Origin of the sequence: Rhodococcus sp. P-2 (assembly GCF_016598535.1) — a bacterium.
Classification (GTDB): Bacteria; Actinomycetota; Actinomycetes; order Mycobacteriales; family Mycobacteriaceae; genus Rhodococcus_F; species Rhodococcus_F baikonurensis.
Genome location: NZ_CP066779.1, coordinates 3,340,459 through 3,357,942 on the forward strand (window position 1 = coordinate 3,340,459; position 17,484 = coordinate 3,357,942).

19 protein-coding genes are annotated in these 17,484 nt (G+C 62.0%); 15 read left to right on the plus strand and 4 right to left on the minus strand.

Annotated elements, in window-relative coordinates:
• The first annotated feature begins 165 nt into the window (after positions 1 to 165).
• From I7X09_RS15920 to I7X09_RS15950, 7 genes are all read left to right on the plus strand, one after another.
• Complete coding sequence (locus I7X09_RS15920) at positions 166 to 1,044, plus strand: MurR/RpiR family transcriptional regulator (protein WP_095971741.1); 879 nt, start codon at positions 166 to 168, stop codon at positions 1,042 to 1,044.
• 163 nt (positions 1,045 to 1,207) lie between these two features.
• Positions 1,208 to 2,338, plus strand: a complete 1,131-nt coding sequence (locus I7X09_RS15925) for an ABC transporter ATP-binding protein (protein ID WP_200312971.1) — start codon at positions 1,208 to 1,210, stop codon at positions 2,336 to 2,338.
• Between the two features lie 49 nt (positions 2,339 to 2,387).
• Complete coding sequence (locus I7X09_RS15930; RefSeq protein WP_200312972.1) at positions 2,388 to 3,746, plus strand: ABC transporter substrate-binding protein; 1,359 nt, start codon at positions 2,388 to 2,390, stop codon at positions 3,744 to 3,746.
• 50 nt (positions 3,747 to 3,796) lie between these two features.
• Positions 3,797 to 4,549 carry a tyrosine-protein phosphatase gene (locus I7X09_RS15935; protein WP_095971738.1) on the plus strand — a complete coding sequence of 251 codons (753 nt, stop codon included), beginning with the start codon at positions 3,797 to 3,799 and terminating at the stop codon, positions 4,547 to 4,549.
• Positions 4,550 to 4,573: 24 nt separating this feature from the next.
• Positions 4,574 to 5,467 carry a phosphodiesterase gene (locus I7X09_RS15940; protein ID WP_095971737.1) on the plus strand — a complete coding sequence of 298 codons (894 nt, stop codon included), beginning with the start codon at positions 4,574 to 4,576 and terminating at the stop codon, positions 5,465 to 5,467.
• Between the two features lie 9 nt (positions 5,468 to 5,476).
• Entirely contained in the window at positions 5,477 to 6,427 is a 951-nt protein-coding gene (locus I7X09_RS15945) for a carbohydrate ABC transporter permease (RefSeq protein WP_200312973.1), read from the plus strand.
• Positions 6,428 to 6,435: 8 nt separating this feature from the next.
• Positions 6,436 to 7,353 (plus strand): carbohydrate ABC transporter permease, encoded by a 918-nt coding sequence (locus I7X09_RS15950; RefSeq protein WP_200312974.1) that lies wholly within the window; start codon positions 6,436 to 6,438, stop codon positions 7,351 to 7,353.
• Positions 7,354 to 7,366: 13 nt separating this feature from the next.
• Here the strand turns inward: I7X09_RS15950 and I7X09_RS15955 are convergent, their stop codons facing one another.
• On the minus strand, positions 7,367 to 7,831 hold the full coding sequence (locus tag I7X09_RS15955; RefSeq protein ID WP_234036589.1) for a hypothetical protein: 465 nt from the start codon (positions 7,829 to 7,831) through the stop codon (positions 7,367 to 7,369).
• Positions 7,832 to 8,102: 271 nt separating this feature from the next.
• Here I7X09_RS15955 and helR point away from each other — a divergent pair, with 271 nt between their 5' ends.
• Complete coding sequence (gene helR / locus I7X09_RS15960) at positions 8,103 to 10,325, plus strand: RNA polymerase recycling motor ATPase HelR (protein WP_200312975.1); 2,223 nt, start codon at positions 8,103 to 8,105, stop codon at positions 10,323 to 10,325.
• Here the strand turns inward: helR and I7X09_RS15965 are convergent.
• The gene (locus I7X09_RS15965) at positions 10,287 to 11,048 is read right to left on the minus strand and encodes an IclR family transcriptional regulator (RefSeq protein ID WP_095971733.1); all 762 of its coding nucleotides are present in this window, start codon (positions 11,046 to 11,048) and stop codon (positions 10,287 to 10,289) included. The genes helR and I7X09_RS15965 overlap by 39 nt on opposite strands.
• Before the next feature lie 69 nt (positions 11,049 to 11,117).
• Here I7X09_RS15965 and I7X09_RS15970 point away from each other — a divergent pair, with 69 nt between their 5' ends.
• The 5 genes from I7X09_RS15970 (at position 11,118) to I7X09_RS15990 (ending at position 15,270) form a co-directional block, all read left to right on the plus strand.
• Positions 11,118 to 11,945: a 2-keto-4-pentenoate hydratase gene (locus I7X09_RS15970; RefSeq protein ID WP_095971788.1), complete on the plus strand. Its 828-nt coding sequence runs from the start codon at positions 11,118 to 11,120 to the stop codon at positions 11,943 to 11,945.
• Entirely contained in the window at positions 11,942 to 12,886 is a 945-nt protein-coding gene (locus I7X09_RS15975) for an acetaldehyde dehydrogenase (acetylating) (protein WP_020909649.1), read from the plus strand. The genes I7X09_RS15970 and I7X09_RS15975 overlap by 4 nt, the downstream gene beginning before the upstream one ends.
• A gap of 44 nt (positions 12,887 to 12,930) precedes the next feature.
• On the plus strand, positions 12,931 to 13,911 hold the full coding sequence (gene dmpG / locus I7X09_RS15980; protein ID WP_042448265.1) for a 4-hydroxy-2-oxovalerate aldolase: 981 nt from the start codon (positions 12,931 to 12,933) through the stop codon (positions 13,909 to 13,911).
• Positions 13,912 to 14,071: 160 nt separating this feature from the next.
• On the plus strand, positions 14,072 to 14,770 hold the full coding sequence (locus I7X09_RS15985) for an NUDIX domain-containing protein (protein WP_200312976.1): 699 nt from the start codon (positions 14,072 to 14,074) through the stop codon (positions 14,768 to 14,770).
• A gap of 38 nt (positions 14,771 to 14,808) precedes the next feature.
• Positions 14,809 to 15,270 carry a DUF6389 family protein gene (locus tag I7X09_RS15990; RefSeq protein ID WP_166809959.1) on the plus strand — a complete coding sequence of 154 codons (462 nt, stop codon included), beginning with the start codon at positions 14,809 to 14,811 and terminating at the stop codon, positions 15,268 to 15,270.
• Between the two features lie 97 nt (positions 15,271 to 15,367).
• Here the strand turns inward: I7X09_RS15990 and I7X09_RS15995 are convergent, their stop codons facing one another.
• A complete protein-coding gene (locus tag I7X09_RS15995; protein WP_200312977.1) occupies positions 15,368 to 15,862 on the minus strand; it encodes a DinB family protein in 495 nt (164 codons plus the stop codon).
• A 128-nt stretch (positions 15,863 to 15,990) separates the two neighbouring features.
• A complete protein-coding gene (locus tag I7X09_RS16000) occupies positions 15,991 to 16,434 on the minus strand; it encodes a hypothetical protein (RefSeq protein ID WP_200312978.1) in 444 nt (147 codons plus the stop codon).
• 162 nt (positions 16,435 to 16,596) lie between these two features.
• Here I7X09_RS16000 and I7X09_RS16005 point away from each other — a divergent pair, with 162 nt between their 5' ends.
• Together I7X09_RS16005 and I7X09_RS16010 are read left to right on the plus strand one after the other, a co-directional pair.
• Positions 16,597 to 16,938: a VOC family protein gene (locus I7X09_RS16005; protein ID WP_200312979.1), complete on the plus strand. Its 342-nt coding sequence runs from the start codon at positions 16,597 to 16,599 to the stop codon at positions 16,936 to 16,938.
• A 161-nt stretch (positions 16,939 to 17,099) separates the two neighbouring features.
• Positions 17,100 to 17,471 (plus strand): SdpI family protein, encoded by a 372-nt coding sequence (locus I7X09_RS16010; protein ID WP_200312980.1) that lies wholly within the window; start codon positions 17,100 to 17,102, stop codon positions 17,469 to 17,471.
• Positions 17,472 to 17,484 lie beyond the last annotated feature (13 nt).

Sequence of the window (17,484 nt, forward strand, 5' to 3'; positions counted from 1 at the left end):
TCGTTCGGATTTTCGCTCGGGGTTCCCGCGCAGGCAGGACTCCCACACAGAAGGCCCTACCCCGTCGAAATTCGCATAAACATCCGGGCACCGGCGCAGCACGACGCGTCGAGGTACCAATCGCTGAGAGGAGTGTCGTTCACCCTCATGTGTTATTCAGTGCACATGAGCCAGTTACAGACCGATCCCCCCGTGGGCGGAACGCTGTCCACGATTCGCGCGCTTGCGCCCAACCTGGCCCCGAGCGAGCGCCGCGTCGCCGACATCTGCATAGCCCGGCCCAAGGAGTTCGCCTGGTGGTCGGCGGCAGATGTGGCCGAGCACGCGTCCACGTCGACGGCAACGGTAATTCGAGCGTGTCAGAATCTCGGATTCAAAGGCTTTCAGCATCTGCGCATGCTGCTGCTCAGAGATCTCGGCGCAGCGGAATCACGGGTGCAGGATGCGTCCCACGCCAAGGACAGCATCGGACTGGTGCAGGCGGTGTTCGGCGACGTTGCTGCCGATCTCGGCGGAGCACTCACGCCATTGGATCGTGATGCTTTCGACCGGGCAGTCGAAGCCATCGCCGACGCCGATCGTGTACTCGTCGTGGGAAACGGGGTATCCGGACCGTCGGCAGCGGCAGTAGCGGTGAGGTTCATCCTCAACGGACGCACAGCCGAAGCCCCCACCGATGCAGTGATGCAGCAACTGACAGCCCGGCACCTCACCTCGCGTGACGTCTGTCTGGCGATCAGTGACAGTGGGCTCAACTCGTTGACCCTCCAACCGGCCCATGCCGCGAAAGAGGCCGGCGCCATCGTCATCGGCGTGACCGGTTACGCGCGTTCGCCGCTGGTGGAACTGGCCGACATGGGACTGGTTCTCGGTGGTGGATCCGGGCCGTGGGGCGCGCACGGCGCTTCGGCGACCGTCATCCAGCTGACCTTTCTGATCGGCCTCCAGATCGCCGTCAGTGAACGACGCGGTGGGTCGGCGGAAGCTGCCGCCCAGACCCTCGAGCATGTGATCGGAATCCTCAATCACGGTTCCACTAGCTGAAATTCGGGTCCTCCACACGTTCCGGCTCGAATAGTTGCCCTGAGAATTACGGACATTTAGGACGGCGTTCGGTCACCGTTCATCTTCGACTGGCTAACTTTCGATGTAACGAAAATCCCCAATTTGACGCGATTGGGTAACGTGATTTCATCGGGAGAAGCCAATGGGCAGGATTCGCATAGAGAATCTGAGTCGAAAGTTCGCAGATGTCACCGCAGTCGACAACATCGACATCGATGTTCGTGACGGCGATTTCCTGGTCCTTCTCGGACCGAGCGGTTGCGGTAAAACGACACTGCTGAGGATGCTCGCCGGCCTTCTCGAGCCGACCAGTGGCCGGATATTGCTCGACGACGAAGACATCACCACCGCTCCCGCACGTCGACGCGACGTCGCCATGGTGTTCCAGAACTATGCCCTCTACCCGCACCTCTCCGTCGCAAAGAACCTCGGATTCCCCTTGAAGGTGAAGAAGATCGACAAGGCCGCAGCCGTAGCGCGTGTCGAGGAGGTAGCGCAGCAGCTCGAGATCGCCCATCTGTTGGAGCGCAAGCCGAAGGAGTTGTCAGGTGGCCAGCGTCAGCGAGTGGCGGTGGGACGCGCGATCGTTCGAAATCCGAAGGCCTTCTTGATGGACGAACCTCTGTCGAACCTCGATGCGAAGCTCCGAACGGCCACCCGTCGTGAGCTCACCGACCTTCACCGACGGCTGGGCGCCACCTTCGTCTACGTCACCCACGACCAGGTCGAGGCCATGACGATGGCGACGCGCATCGCGCTGCTCAACCACGGCAAGCTCGAGCAACTCGGCTCCCCGGAGGATGTGTACGATCGTCCGGCCTCGGTGTTCGTCGCGGGATTCCTGGGCAGCCCTGCAATGAATCTCGTTGATGCAAAGGTCTTCTCGACAGACGGCAGCGTGCGAGTTTCAGCTGAAGGACTCGAAGCCTCCCTCTGGCCAGGGGAGTCCGATTCGCGCGACGTCGTGATCGGCATTCGTCCCGAGCACCTCACACCGATACATCCGGGCGCAGATTCGAGCTCGGGCGCGCAGATCACGGTCGATGTCACTTCGGTGGAGAATCTCGGAAGCGAGCAGGTGGCCTACTGCCTGGTCGGCTCGACGACGATCTGCGTGCGCGCTCCGCGGCCGATCGCACTTCGCGAGGGGCAGCCCGCAGTCTTGTCTGCCGAGCTGCGTCACCTTCACCTCTTCGACCGAGCCAGCGGACGCCGACTCGAATGGCTCGACATACCAGCAACATTGGATCTTGACTCATCAGTTCTCAGCTGAACCTTCAACTCGTCCTCCGCCACTGCATTTCATCACCAGGAGATTTGTCATGCACAAAACACGATGGAAGATCGCCACAGCCTTGGCGGCATCCCTCGCCCTTGCCGGATGTGCCACGGGCGGCGCCACCACCGGCGGTTCCGATTCCGCGGTACAGGTACCGGAACTCGACCCGAACCAGCAGGTCGACATCGTCTTCGAGTCATACAACCTTGCCCAGGCAGGGTTGTGGACAGACACCATCACCGGTCTCATCTCCGACTTCGAGGCCGCTCACCCGAACATTCACGTCAAGGCACAGCCTCCGCAGAGCGGTGGTGCGGCCGGTTCCGGTACCGCGAGCAGCGTGCAGACACAGATGCTCGCCGGTTCACCGCCCGATGTCGCTCAATTAACTTTCGACACACTTGATTTCGCCGTCACGGCACTGAAAGCAAGGAATCTCGACGAACTTGTCGGCGAGGACGCCGTCCAGGCAAACTTCGGCGGCGACCATCCCTTCCATCCCAGAGCTGCCACCCTCGGCGACTGGAACGGTGACACCTACGGCGTTCCTTATGTGTTTTCCACTCCTACGTTGTTCTACAACTCCACTGCATTGATCGAGGCCGGACTCCCGGCAGACACCGATCTGTCCACCTGGAGCAAGGTGTCCACTGCCGCGAAGGCAGTGACAGCCAAGACGGGAAAGCCCTCGCTCGGAGTCAGTTGCTCGGTCAAGGGTGGCAGTTGGTGCATGCAGGCACTCTTCAAGTCGGCCGGTGGCGGTGTGCTGTCCGAAGATCGCAAGACTGTCGAATTCGGAGAGCCTGCATCAGTTTCCGCTGTCACCATGCTTCGTGGACTCTACGAGGACGGAGTACTGGTGAACGCTGATTCGGCAACGCAGTACGAGGGCTTCGCGAAGGGTGACATCGCCATAGATCTCAACACATCTGCACTGCAGGGGATGTTCGTCAGTTCCGCGGCCAAGGCAGGTTGGGACCTTCGTGCAACCGCGATGCCTGCCTTCGACGGACATGCAGCGGTCCCCACGAACTCCGGTTCGGTTCTGTCCGTCTTCTCGCAAGACCCTGCAAAGGCCCGCGCTGCTTGGGAATTGATCAAATTCACGACAAGCGATCACGCCTACACCCAGATCTCCACCAAGATCGGATACCTGCCACTTCGTTCGTCGTTGACGCAGGATCCCGCTGCACTCAAGCCGTGGGCTGACGGTAATCCGCTGCTGGCGCCCAACCTCAAACAACTCGACTCGATCCAGCCCTGGCAGTCGTACCCGGGCAACAGCTACGTTCAGGTCGACGACATTCTCGCGCAAGCGATCGAGGAATCCGTGTTCTACGGCAAGGATCCGAAGTCGACGATGCAAGCCGCACAGCAGCGCGCTCAGGACTTGATCGGCTGACACGGCCCGATCCAGTTTCAGCCAATACAACTTCCGAATCGGGAACAATCATGACTACAGCTCTTCCGGTTCAGCGAGCCAATCGTCGGCTCGACCTGAACGGTACCTACAACTTTCGCGACGTGGGTGGATACGCCGCCCGCGACGGCCTCACCACCAAGTGGAACAAGCTCTTTCGTGCCGACGCTCTTCATCGGCTCGATCAGGCGGACCGCGAGATTCTCCGCGCTCGAGGGTTGGCATTCGTCATCGACCTGCGCGAGCAGGAAGAATTGGACACAGCACCGAACGCGCTCGAAGGTCTGGACCTGAGGCAGCTTCATCTACCCATCTTCGAGAGTGAGATAAACACTCGAGAGACAAGTTTGGACCTCGCGGCAATCTACGAAAAGGTCATCGACGACTGCGGCGTCCGGTTGGCTCGCGCGGTGCGCGCAATCGCAGAATCCGACGACAGCGCAGTACTGGTGCACTGCACGGCAGGCAAAGACCGCACCGGCCTTGTGGTTGCGCTCGCACTGGCTGCGGTCGGCGTGGACAACCGCGACATCGTCGCAGACTATTCGCTCTCCGAGGTCATGCTGGCCGGCGAATGGGCATCGGCCATGGCCGTCAAGATGCGCGAATACGGCTTCGGCGACGGGGAGAATCTCGCGCAGCTGGTCGGGGCGAGCCCCGCTGCGCTCATGCGGGCCAGCCTGCAGTCCATCGACAACTCGTACGGCTCTGCCTCCGAATACCTTCTAGCCCATGGATTGAGCTCTGCGGAACTCGATCGTCTACACCTCGCACTGGTCAACTGACACACACTTGAAGGAGAATTTCTCATGTCCCAGTACGGCGAACCCGATCACTACATCTTGCACCTCAGCGACACTCACTTCGTCACGGACGGAGATCTTCTCCACGATTCCGTGGACAGCGATGCCAATCTGGCACGCATCTTCGAGCGCCTGGAAAGGACTGGCCAGCGTCCTGAGGCTATCGTCTTCACCGGCGATCTGGCCGACGTGGGGGAACCTGAGGCATACGTGCGGCTGCGCCGGATCGTCGAACCGGCGGCCGAACGGCTAGGCGCAAAGGTAATTTGGGTCATGGGCAATCACGACGCACGCCCAGCCTTCCGAAGCGGCCTGTTGGATGCCGCTCCGACACAGGAGTCCGTCGACTCGGTGGTCGACGTGAACGGTCTCCGCATCATCGTGTTGGACAGTACGGTTCCCGGGTTCCATCACGGACTGATCAGCGACGAACAGCTCGCTTGGCTCGAAGAGGTTCTTTCGGTACCCGCACCACACGGCACTCTTCTGGCACTGCATCATCCGCCGGTCCCGTCGGTTCTGGATGTGCTCACTTTGGTGGAACTCAAGGAACAGAACAGACTTGCCGCTGTGCTCGAGGGAACGGATGTCCGCGGCATCCTCGGCGGACACCTGCACTATTCGACCACCTGCACGTTCGCCGGAATTCCCGTCTCGGTTGCGTCAGCGACCTGCTACACCCAGGATCTACTCGCGAACAAGGGCAGCATGCGCGGTCGCGACGGTGCGCAGGCATTCAACATGGTCCATGTCTTCCGAGATCGAGTTCTGCACACGGTTGTTCCGGTGGAGGAGTCGGCAACTGTGTACGAAATGAGCGCCGAGTACCTCGCGGAAGCGATCTCCAAGCTGGTTCCTGGGAGCGATTCGTCCAGTTCCGCTACTGTCCTGTCGAATTGAGTCTCGAACATGTTCGTTGAAGTTCCAAGTGCCGGCGGGTCGGAGCGTGCCGTAGCGGCGCGCCCGGCCCGTTCCGGGTGGGCACCTCGCGCCTTGGTGCCGTACCTGTACCTGCTGCCGGCAGTGGTGTTGTTGATCGTGTGGATCTACAAACCACTCGGCGAGACTGTCAACTTGTCTTTCTACAAGTGGAACATGGTTCCCACCACTCCCAAAGTATCCGTAGGACTTGATAATTACACGCGGGTTCTCTCGTTGCCCGAGTTGCATCAGGCACTGCGGAACACCGTGGTCTACACACTCGCCTTCATGCTGTTCTCATTACTGTTGCCGATCATCATCGCGTTGGTGTCCAAGCGGATATCGGGACGGTCCAAGACGATCTATCAAGCGCTGATCTTCGTCCCCTTTCTGGTGACACCGATCGCGGGCAGTGCGGTGTGGCGTTGGCTCTTCAATCCCGACGGCGGTGCCATCCCGAGGGCGGCCGCAACGTGGGGAGTGGAGATGGGCAACATCTTTCGTGATCCCAAGTTTGCACTTCTCGGAGTGGTCGTGATCGTCGGTTGGCAAATGCTCGGGTTCGGATTGCTGGTCATCTCGGCCGGCCTTGCCGGCATCAACCCGGACTACGCTTCGGCGGCATCACTCGACGGCGCGTCCGAGGCGACCATCACCCGAAAGATCACATTGCCACTACTCTCACCGACTCTGGTCTTTCTGGCCCTCATGACGATTCTGCTCGGTGCACAGTGGGCATATCCCGTGATCGACATTCTCACCCAGGGTGGACCGAGTGGTGCCTCCACGAACATCTACTACCTGTTGTACCAGTTCGGTTTCCAAAACTTCGACGCCGGACTTTCAGCTGCTGCAGGCACTCTCTTCTTCGTCGGTTTCGGAATGATCGCCGTTATCTTCGTCCACCTGTCGGACCGACTGAGCTTCTACGACAATTAGGAACTGACATGGCATTTGTTCTGGTCGACGCCCCCAGCCATACGCATGGTTCCGGAGCGACCCCGGCGGTGGAGCATCTCGCCCCGCGGAGCGAGGGCAACGACGGTCCGGTCCGGCCCCGGTCTCGAACGCGCCGGGTGGTCGGACACGTTGTCCTCGCAGCAGTGACAGTGTTCAGCATTTTTCCGATCTACTGGCTGTTTGCGACGGCCTTTCGTCGCCCTGACGATTCGCTGTCGGCGAGCCCCCTCCCCTCGCCCTTCAGCCTCGAGAATTTTCGATACGTGTGGAACACGATCCCGATGGCGTCGATGATGGTGAACACCTTCACGATGGCGTTCGTCATGTCGGTCAGCCAACTGTTCGTCGCTGTCCTCGCCGCCTACGGGTTCGCGCGGTGGAATTTCTTCGGCAAGCAAGCGTTGTTTCTGCTCTTCGTCGGGTCATGGCTGGTTCCGTTCCAGGTCACGATGATCCCCAACTACCTGCTCATCTCCCAGATGGGTTTGCTCAACACCGTTGCGGGCATCGTGATCCCGAATCTGTGCTCGGCGTTCGGTGTTCTGCTGATGCGTCAGCACATGGAAGCATTTCCACGGGAGTTACTGGACGCCAGTCAGATCGACGGCCAGAACTCATGGGCAACGCTGTGGAAGGTTGTGCTGCCCAACATGAAGCCCGCTCTCGCTGCGCTGGGAATCATGCTGTTCATCTCAGCCTGGAACGAGTATCTCTGGCCTGCACTCATCATGCGCCAGTCGAATTCTGTGCTGCAGATCGGTATCCGCAGTTTCCTCGGTGCCGAAGGGAACAATTGGGGCGCCATCATGGCGGCATCCGGACTCGCATGCCTACCGATCTTCCTGATCTATCTATTCCTTCAGCGTTACGTGCGCGACGCTTTTGTTCAGTCCGGTCTCAAGTAGCGATCAACCGTTCTCAGAAACTGTCGACCGGGCAGAGGAATTGGCGGGACTCGTTCCAGAAGGGGAAGAGGTCTGTGGTCGTGGCCGCGGGGTGGTCGATCCCGGCGAGAGTGTAGAAATCGAGGGTCGTCCGACCAGCGGTTGCGCTGACCTCGCATGCCTGCAAGCTCAGCTTTGCCTCCGCCACGAAGCCGATGCTGCGGGCAAAGGGACCGAGAGTCCCGGCATTGACGAAGCTCTCGAGATTTTGTCCCCACTGGTTGAAGTCCGACTGCAAAGCAAAGCTGCATGTTTCGCCGAACAACTCGGCGCAGGTGGTCGGCTGCCCACCGATCGTGTGCTCCGTATCGGCAAGCTCGTGAGAGGTGCGTTCGCGCGGGGATCCGGAAAGCAACAGCAAGATGGCGACGGCCAAGGCAACCACCAGAAGGATGCTTGCGGCCGTTGCCAGTATCGCCTTCACAATCCCTCGATCCACGTAAGTTCATGAGGGCAACCGATTTTCGAACACCGGACATTACATCTGTACCCGCGGCGTTCAGGGTCCAAACATCGACCAGGCTGGGAGCCGTCCGTCAGTCTGGGGGATCTGTTATCGGAACTGTGAGGGAGGATCAACACTCCCTTCCACTATCAATGTATATCTCACCGGGGGCCTTGCGGCAAGGCCCGGGTAGTGCCGCAGAATGGCTCTTCCGATCCCGCACGACCGACTACGGGATCGGAACAGCCAGCGGACGTGAGGGCACGTGCCAACCCAGGGATACGAAGAAGAACTGCGATCCGAGCGGAACTATGTGGAGGGGCTCTACGCACGCCTCGATGCGGAGCGCGCACGAGTCAAAGGCAGGTACAACACCGCTCTGCGCGGAAACGGCGAGGCACTCATGGAACGCGACGCCGAGGTGCGCGCACTTGCCAAAGAAGTGAAAAGGCTGGACGTAGCCGACAACGGACTGTGCTTCGGCCGGTTGGACTCGCTGTCGGGTGAGACTTCGTACATCGGCCGAATCGGCCTTCTCGATGCGGACAACGACTACGAACCGGTGCTGCTCGATTGGCGGGCACCGGCGTCTCGCGCGTTCTACGTGGCCACCGCTGCCAACCCGGAAAACATGCGTCGACGCCGTCAGTTCCACACCCGTAGTCGACGCGTGGTCGATTTCACCGACGAGGTACTCGGACGCCCCGACGGCGTAGAACACGACGCGCACAGCGACTCCGCCCTGCTCGCGGCAGTCAACGCACCCCGCGGTGAAGGAATGCGGGACATCGTGGCGACGATCCAGGCCGAGCAGGACGACATCGTCCGGCTCGAGCACCCAGGGGTGTTGGTGATCGAGGGTGGCCCGGGTACCGGGAAGACCGTCGTCGCCTTGCACCGCGTCGCCTACCTGCTCTACACGCAGCGAGAGCGGATGGAACGTCACGGCGTTCTCGTGGTCGGGCCGAACCCGGCGTTCTTGAACCACATCGGCCGCGTACTGCCCTCGCTGGGAGAATCCGACGTGGTGTTCATGACCACCGGTGATCTCGTTCCCGGCCTGCGCGTCACCGCCGAGGACACCCCGGCCGCCGCCGAACTCAAAGGTTCGCTGAAGATCCTCGACGTTCTCGGCGCAGCGATTGCCGATCATCAGCGATTACCCGAGAACCCGCTGTTGATCGAATTGGCAGACGTCACCGTGCGAATCGACGCCGAAACCGCGGAGTGGGCCCGAGAAGAAGCCCGTACGAGCGGACTCCCCCACAACGACGCTCGCACTGTGTTCACCGAAATCCTCACCTGGGCGCTGACCGAACGGGCGATAGCGCGGATCGGCAAGGGGTGGTTGACACGCAGTGACCGTGAAGCCTGGGAGCAAGTGCGGGCAGACCTGACCGCAGAGCTGGTGGAAAACAGCGCGTTTGCCGCGGCGCTCGACACCCTCTGGCCGATTCTGACTCCGAAAGAGCTACTGACACAGCTGTTTACTTCTCCGGCACGACTACGCGCGGCAGGCGCGGACGAGAAGCTGCTCCGCCAGGACGGTGACGGCTGGACCGTCTCGGACGTTCCGTTGCTCGACGAGTTGGTGGACATGCTCGGCCGGGACAAGCCCGTCGACCAGAGTGCCGAACGTGAACGCCGCGACGAGGCTGCGTATGCAGCGGGCGTACTGGACATGATGATCAGCCGCGAGGACCTGATGGACGACGAGGATCACCTTCTCGCCCAGGACATGCTGTACGCCGAGGACCTGGCTGACCGCTTCGTCGAACGTGATACCCGGGAACTCGCCGAACGCGCTGCTGCAGACCGTGACTGGACGTACCGGCATATCGTCGTCGACGAGGCACAAGAACTGTCCGAGATGGATTGGCGGGTCCTGATGCGCCGTTGTCCTGACCGGTCTTTCACCGTGGTGGGCGATCTCGCGCAACGACGTTCACCGGCCGGTGCCCGCTCGTGGTCGACGATGATGGAGCCCTATGTCCCCGGTCGCTGGATCTACCGATCACTGTCGGTGAACTACCGCACGCCGGCCGAGATCATGAGCGTCGCCGCCGCATTGCTCGCCGAGTTCGCGCCGGGAGTCCAACCACCCGAGTCCGTCCGCGCCTGCGGGATCGCGCCGTGGTCCAGACAGATCTCGGCCGACGAACTGGCCTCCGCCATCGACGAATTCAATCAGGACGAGGCTGGGCGCGAAGGTACGAGCATCGTCATCGGACCTGCGGATGTGCCCGGCGCCGTGCCGGTTTCGGAAACGAAGGGCCTGGAGTTCGATGCCGTACTCGTGGTGGAACCGGAACGAATCATCGCCGACGGTCCACGCGGCGCATCGGAGCTCTATGTCGCCCTCACCCGCGCCACCCAACGTCTCGGCGTCTTGCACGAGGGTCCGCTGCCTCAGGCCCTGAGCGGACTCGTCCAGTTCGAGACGGCGAGGTCACCGCAATCGTTCGCGACGAGCGATCGTGCTGTGTAGCCCTTCGGCAGCCGCGCGAACGTAAGGCACTTGGCTCTCGGGAACGAAGCGGCTGGTGGGGCCGGTGACACTGATGGCGGCGACCGGTTTGTCGTTGGTTCCGAATACCGGAGCCGCGACACACGCAAGACCAGGCGCCGATTCCTCACGCTCGAACGCAATGCCGGTCTCGACAACCCTGTTCAGTTGAGTGTTGAGAATGCCGGGCGCGACAATTGTGTGCGGGGTGCGCCTGGTCATCGGTTCCGACAGCACTTCGCGGCGAAAATCGCTGTCGGAGAACGCCAGGAGTGCCTTTCCGATCGCAGTGCAGTACAGCGGTATCCGGCCACCGGTCCGAGACGGGGAGTTCGCTTGTCGATGTCCGCCGATCTTCGCGACGTACACGACGTCGTGGCCGTCACGGACCCCCAGGTGGACTGTCTCGTGGGTCCGCTCGTACAAGTCTTGGAGGAACGGCATCGCCATCTCCAGGAGGCTACGTTCGAGAGAGGCGAGCATGCCGAGTTCGAAGAGACCGCCGCTGAGTCGGTAACCGCCGTCGATGCGGTCGAGTAGTCGGTTCGCGACCAGTTCGTTGGCCAGGCGGTGCACCGTCGCCTTGTGCAGTCCTGTCCGTTGGACCAGGACGGCCAGAGGCAACATGTGGTCGTCGGCCCGAAAAGCTCGCAGGATCGTCACCGCCTTGCCCAGCACGGTGTCGAGGTTTGCGCCGCCAGTCACGTGCCCAGCGTATCGCTGAGTGAGACAGTTCCCTGGCGCAACCTCGGTACTGCGGCGAAGGTAGTGGTCATGAGCCAGCCCACGAATACCAGTACAGCTAGCGAGACCGACATCGCAGCTGCTGCGGACCGCCTCGCAGCCGCCATCGCGAGCGGTACTCCCTGCGCGCCAGTGCGCGATCTGATCGGCGCCGACGATCTCGTCGCTGCCTACGCTGTCCAGCGCCGCGTCGATGAAATCCGTCGGCAGGCGGGTGCCGTCGTCGTAGGCCGCAAGATCGGCCTGACCTCGGTGGCAGTCCAGCAGCAGCTCGGTGTCGACCAGCCCGACCTCGGCGTTCTGTACGCCGACATGGAGTTCCCCGCCGGTGGCGCCATCCCCATGAGTCGTTTGATCCAGCCCAAGGTCGAAGCGGAAGTTGCCTTCGTGCTCGGTGCCGACCTTGTGGACGGACCTCTCGACAGCGCGCAGGTGCGCGGCGCAATCGACTACGCCGTCGCCGCGATCGAGATCTGCGACAGCCGCATCGCGTCGTGGGACATCAAGTTCGGTGACACCGTCGCCGACAATGCGTCCTCGGGCGTGTACGTCCTGGGAACCGAACGTCGGACCCTCGACGAGGTGGAGCCCGCCGGCGTCGTCATGTCGATGTCCGTCGACGGCACCGAGGTGTCCACCGGCGTCGGAACCGCCTGCCTGGGCGATCCGATCGAAGCAGTCGTCTGGCTCGCCCGCACGGCACGCGAGTTGGGGCAGCCACTGACGGCGGGCCAGGTGATCCTGTCCGGCGCACTCGGCCCGATGGCGCCGGTCACCGCAGGCAACGAAGTCACCGTGACCGTCTCCGGGTTCGGTTCCGTCACCACCAGTTTTTCCAGCGAAGAGGACAACGCATGAGCAAGGTCAAGGTCGCGATCATCGGATCGGGCAACATCGGCACGGATCTGATGATCAAGGTGCTGCGCAACTCCGACTACCTGGAGATGGGCGCGATGGTCGGCATCGACCCGGCGTCGGACGGCCTCGCCCGTGCTGCGCGTCTGAACGTGCCGATCACGGCAGAAGGTGTCGAGGGTTTGATCGGTCTCCCGAACTTCGACGAGATCGAGATCGTCTTCGACGCCACCTCGGCAAAGGCTCACGTCGCCAACAACGCGCGGCTGGCTCCCCTCGGCAAGCGCATGATCGACCTGACGCCTGCAGCGATCGGCCCGTACGTCGTGCCGGCCGTCAACGCGGACGAGCACCTGGATGCACCCAACGTCAACATGGTGACGTGTGGTGGCCAGGCCACGATCCCGATGGTTGCCGCCGTTTCTCGGGTCGTGCCGGTGGCGTATGCGGAGATCGTCGCGTCCATCGCCTCCAAGTCCGCAGGTCCCGGAACGCGCGCCAACATCGACGAGTTCACCGAGACCACGTCCGAGGCGATCGTGGCTGTCGGCGGCGCCCGCCGCGGCAAGGCCATCATCATCCTCAACCCCGCTGAGCCGCCGCTCATCATGCGCGACACGGTCTTCTGCCTCGTCGACGCCCCGGACCCGGCTGTTCACGAGGAGATCCGTCAGTCGATCGAGAAAATGGTCGGCGACGTCTCCGCGTATGTCCCCGGCTACCGGCTCAAGCAGGAAGTCCAGATCACCGAGATCCCGGCCGACCAGCCGGTCGAGACATTGCTCGTCGACGGCAATCGCCCCACCCATCAGGTGTCGGTGTTCCTCGAGGTCGAGGGTGCTGCACACTACCTGCCTGCGTACGCCGGCAATCTCGACATCATGACGTCCGCCGGAATGCAGATCGCGGAGCGCATCGCCCAGCAGAAGGAAGCAACCAAGTGAGCAACCGCAAGATCTTCGTCCAGGACGTCACCCTTCGTGACGGCATGCACGCTGTCCGCCACCGCATTTCGCCTACCGACGTCAAGCGGATCGTCACAGCTCTCGACGCTGCCGGTGTCGACGCGATCGAAGTTGCACACGGTGACGGCCTCGCCGGCGGCTCGCTCAACTACGGCCCCGGGTCGAACACCGACTGGGAATGGATCGAAGCTGCGGCCGAGGTGCTCGAGCACGCTCGCCTCACCACGCTGCTGCTTCCGGGTGTCGGCACGATCAGTGAACTCAAGCATGCTTACGACCTCGGTGTACGGTCGGTTCGCGTTGCCACGCACTGCACCGAGGCCGACGTCTCCGCGCAGCACATCGAGACTGCCCGCGAGATCGGCATGGACGTCTCGGGCTTCCTGATGATGAGCCACATGGCTCCTGCCGAAGAACTGGCGAAGCAGGCCAAGCTGATGGAGTCGTACGGCGCGCACTGCGTCTACGTCACCGACTCGGGTGGACGTCTGGTGATGAACGACGTCGCGGATCGTGTCCGCGCGTACCGCGACATCCTCGACGAGGGCACCGAAATCGGTATCCACGCCCATGAGAATCTCTCACTCTCGGTTGCCAATTCCGTTGTTGCAGTGCAGAACGGCGTCACACGCGTCGACGCTTCGCTTGCCGGTCACGGCGCCGGCGCCGGTAACTGCCCCCTCGAGGCCTTCATCGCCGTTGCGAACATCGAGGAGTGGGAGCACGGCTGCGACCTGTTCGCCCTGCAGGATGCTGCCGACGACATCGTCCGTCCACTGCAGGACCGGCCGGTCCGCGTCGATCGGGAGACCCTCACACTCGGCTACGCAGGCGTGTACTCGAGCTTCCTGCGCCACGCCGAGGCTGCGTCGGAGCGCTACGGAATCGACGTTCGCACACTGCTGCTCGAAGCCGGACGCCGCCGTCTGGTGGGTGGCCAGGAGGACATGATCGTCGACATCGCGCTCACCCTCGCAGCACAGGCGACAAAGGAAGCTGTCTGACGCACTGTCCAGTTCGCCGATACCCGAGTCCCGCTCCCGTCTCCGGACGGGGGCGGGACTTCTCAGTTGAGCCGAGAGGTTCTGTCATGACGGCGCTCAACCTCTGAAACTGTTGTTGCCCAATAACGCCGAGGGACCGATCTTCGCTACGGTGGATGACATGACCGAACCTGACAGCGACAGGCAGATACACCCAACTGCAACGGTGGGATGTGCCGGCGTCGACATTCCGGACAGCCGGGGTCGCACCGGCCTCGACCGAACAGGCTTCGGGCTGCACGGTAATCCGAATGTCGAGGTCGAACGAGTCGAGGTCACCTCGGACGGTTGGCATGTGTTGCGTCGCAGCACCTTCACGTATCGGCGAAGGGACGGCACTCTCGAGACACAGCAACGGGAAACCTACGACCGTGGGAACGGCGCGACGATCTTGCTGTACGACCCCGAACGGCGCACCGTCCTGTTGACGAAGCAATTCCGCTTTCCCGCTTACGTCAACGCACACCCCGACGGAATGTTGATCGAGACCGCAGCCGGTTTGCTCGATTCCGACACACCGGAAGTAGCCATTCGGCGAGAGACGAGCGAAGAGCTTGGCGTCGCAATCGGTGAGGTCCAGCATCTGTTCGATCTGTACATGAGCCCCGGATCCGTCACTGAGAGAGTGCATTTCTACGCCGGCCGATACACTCCGGCGGACAGAACCGGCAGTGGTGGCGGGGTGCCGGACGAAGGTGAGGACATCGAAGTCCTGGAGTTGCCGTTCGAGACGGCACTCGACATGATCTCCGGCGGAGAAATCGTCGACGGCAAGACGGTCGTTCTTCTTCAATGGGCGGCCATGTCGGGGGCGCTCTGACTCGAAGTCGATTGCCTGAAATTCTATATCCTGTACCGATGGAGTCTGCCGAGTACCGTGACGCGCTGAGATCTGTCCTCGACACTGCATCGTCGGTGGTCGAAAGCCGGCTGGCGGCGATGCGCGCCACGGCGACCGCACATACCGAAGGCATTGTCATCGATGTCTCGCTCGACCAAGACGGCGAGGGAACATTCGGCGTCTGGGCACGATTCGAGGGTTCCGACGCATTCAGCCTGAATCAGCAAATCGGTGACGAGAGAGAGCTATTCGGCGTGATCTGGGGCGAGAAAGGCTGGGAACCGCCGGTTCCTACTCGGCCGCTAGAGTGGTCGCACGCGAAACTGGAGGAAGTTATCGTCGGTGTCGTCGCCGAGTGGATCCACACGCTCATTTCCCCGACTGCATCCGAACTGCGCTGGGAAGTAACAACTCCCGACGGAGCGACCGACCCGGTTCCCGTAGGCCCCGATTTCAGTCGTGGACATTCACCTCGATGAAAGCGCGGAAGCTGTCGGCGAGACGAACGACCTCACCGCCACTGTTGTCGCCCAGGATCTGCCAGTTGCAGCGGCGGATCTATCGGGTGTTGCGATGTCACCGGCCGGTCGAACCGTCGATCAGTTCGCGGAGGATATCAGCGTGCCCGGCATGGCGTCCGGTCTCTTCGATCATGTGCACGAGCGCCCAACGGACACTGGGAGCGGGTCGTTTCGCCCCTGGTCGCGGGATGGGTGCGGCAAGATCTGTGCATCCGTCGAGAACTGCGTTGGCGCGCTCGACCGTCTCGCGATAGCGACGGACGACATCGTCCACGCTTTCTTCCGATGACGGCTGAAAGGTCGCCTTCCAATCCGTCACGTTTTCGGCGAGAAACATCGCCCGCTCGACAAAGATCAGATGATTGGTCAGCCCGAGCAAGGTTGTTCCCGACGGAACAACTGTGTTGCGCACCTGAGGTTCCGGAGCACCCTCGACCTTGGCGGCAATCGAATCACGGAGGTAGTCGAGAAACGCTCGTAGCGTGGCTGCCTCGCTGTTTCCCGCCCGAGGCGGTGGGACATCACGGCGGCTGCGACGCGACGTAGCCATGGCGGTTCTCCTTCCTCCGCGACGAACGGTCAAGAGGCTTCCTGGACGAGCAGGGTCGATTCTTCCGGTTCCACTCCGATCCCGCATCAAATTTTGCCGTTGCAGCAAAGACAACTTGGTTGCCGGTATCAGCGTGCCGAGTTCAGGTCGCGCACAAGTTGGGGCCTCCGCCACTTGCCGACCTCGAAAGGCCACCGCCGCAGCGGATAGGCGAGACGAGCCACGAAGTAATTGACGTACTCGACGACGCCGAAAGCCCACACCGCCAGGACGCCCACCGCCGTGCCGGAGTGATCTGGTAACCAGATGACAACGCCGAGAAGAGCTATCGCCAACAGGAGAACATCGAGGACCTGAAACACGCGGTAAAGCGCTGCGAGGCGGGCCGGCATCGGCTCCACCTCGATCCAGCCCCGTGCAAGCAGCCAATAGACACCTGCTTGCACGAGGATCACAAGCAGTGGGGACAGCGCCGACCACAGTGCAGCGGGGTCTTGCGGACCTTCGAGGCGAGGAGTCACGACGCCGACAGCCACAGCGGCGAATACGGCCGCGGCTGCCAACTCTCCCATGCCAAGGCTCAGGTACCTGCGTCGCACACTCTTTCGCCGTTGATCCACCACGAAAGCAGACACTATCCGCTGATCACTCCGCAGCAGGTGCGAGGCGTTGCCTAAGATCGTTCGAAAGGCATTCACGTGTACAGAGGTTGGTGTGGGATGGTGCGATTGGCCATGGTTACGTTCGATGCAACGGACGCCCGATCGTTGGCCACCTGGTGGTCGGAGCGATTCAGCAACGCGAGCATTGACGGCGACGAAGACTTCCTCACGGTGACGGCCCCGGATCTCCCGCTCACTCTCGGTTTCCAACGAATCGATCAGGCTCGCAGCCAAAGGAATACGCTTCACCTCGACTTCGACCTCGAGTCGCACGATCCTCCACGAGACGAGGTCGTCGCTGCGTTCGTCGCGGCAGGCGCGGCCCACGTCGAGCGCCACGAAGTGGGTGGATCGACTTGGGACGTTCTCGCGGATCCGGCGGGAAACCTTTTCTGCGTAGGTGATCCGCACTAGGGCTTGTTTTGACAACGGTCCGAGAACGTGGCCCCTACTCATCCGGCAAGGCCCGAAATCGCGTCACCCGAACAGCTGTACATGCCTTCGTTCGCATACAGTCGGACGTGTCCCGGCGGCACCGTCCGCTGAGTCAAATCTGCCGATTGGGGGCTGGACGGATGGAATCGCCTGACTTACTAGGTCTGACGGCCTCACTTGCGTCGTCGACGCTTATCCTCGCGTTCGTTGCTGGGCTCATGCCGCGACTCGTCGGCGACGAACCGAATCCCGTTGTCGGCATACGGACCAAGTCGACGACCTCGAGTCCAGAGGCGTGGCGATTGGCCCATCAGATTGCGCGTCCGCTTCTGCGCCTGACGATGTGGACAGCCGTAGCGGGAATGTGCGTGCAGGTCACCATCGGCGTCGTGACGGGTTTCGGATCTGTGGTGTCGACTGTCGCCTCAACAGTCGTGTTTCTAGCGGTTCTCCTTGTCCTGCTCTTCGCAGGGATGAAGGGCAACGCCGCGGCGAAATCGTTGCAGCCTTGACCGCCTGACCCTG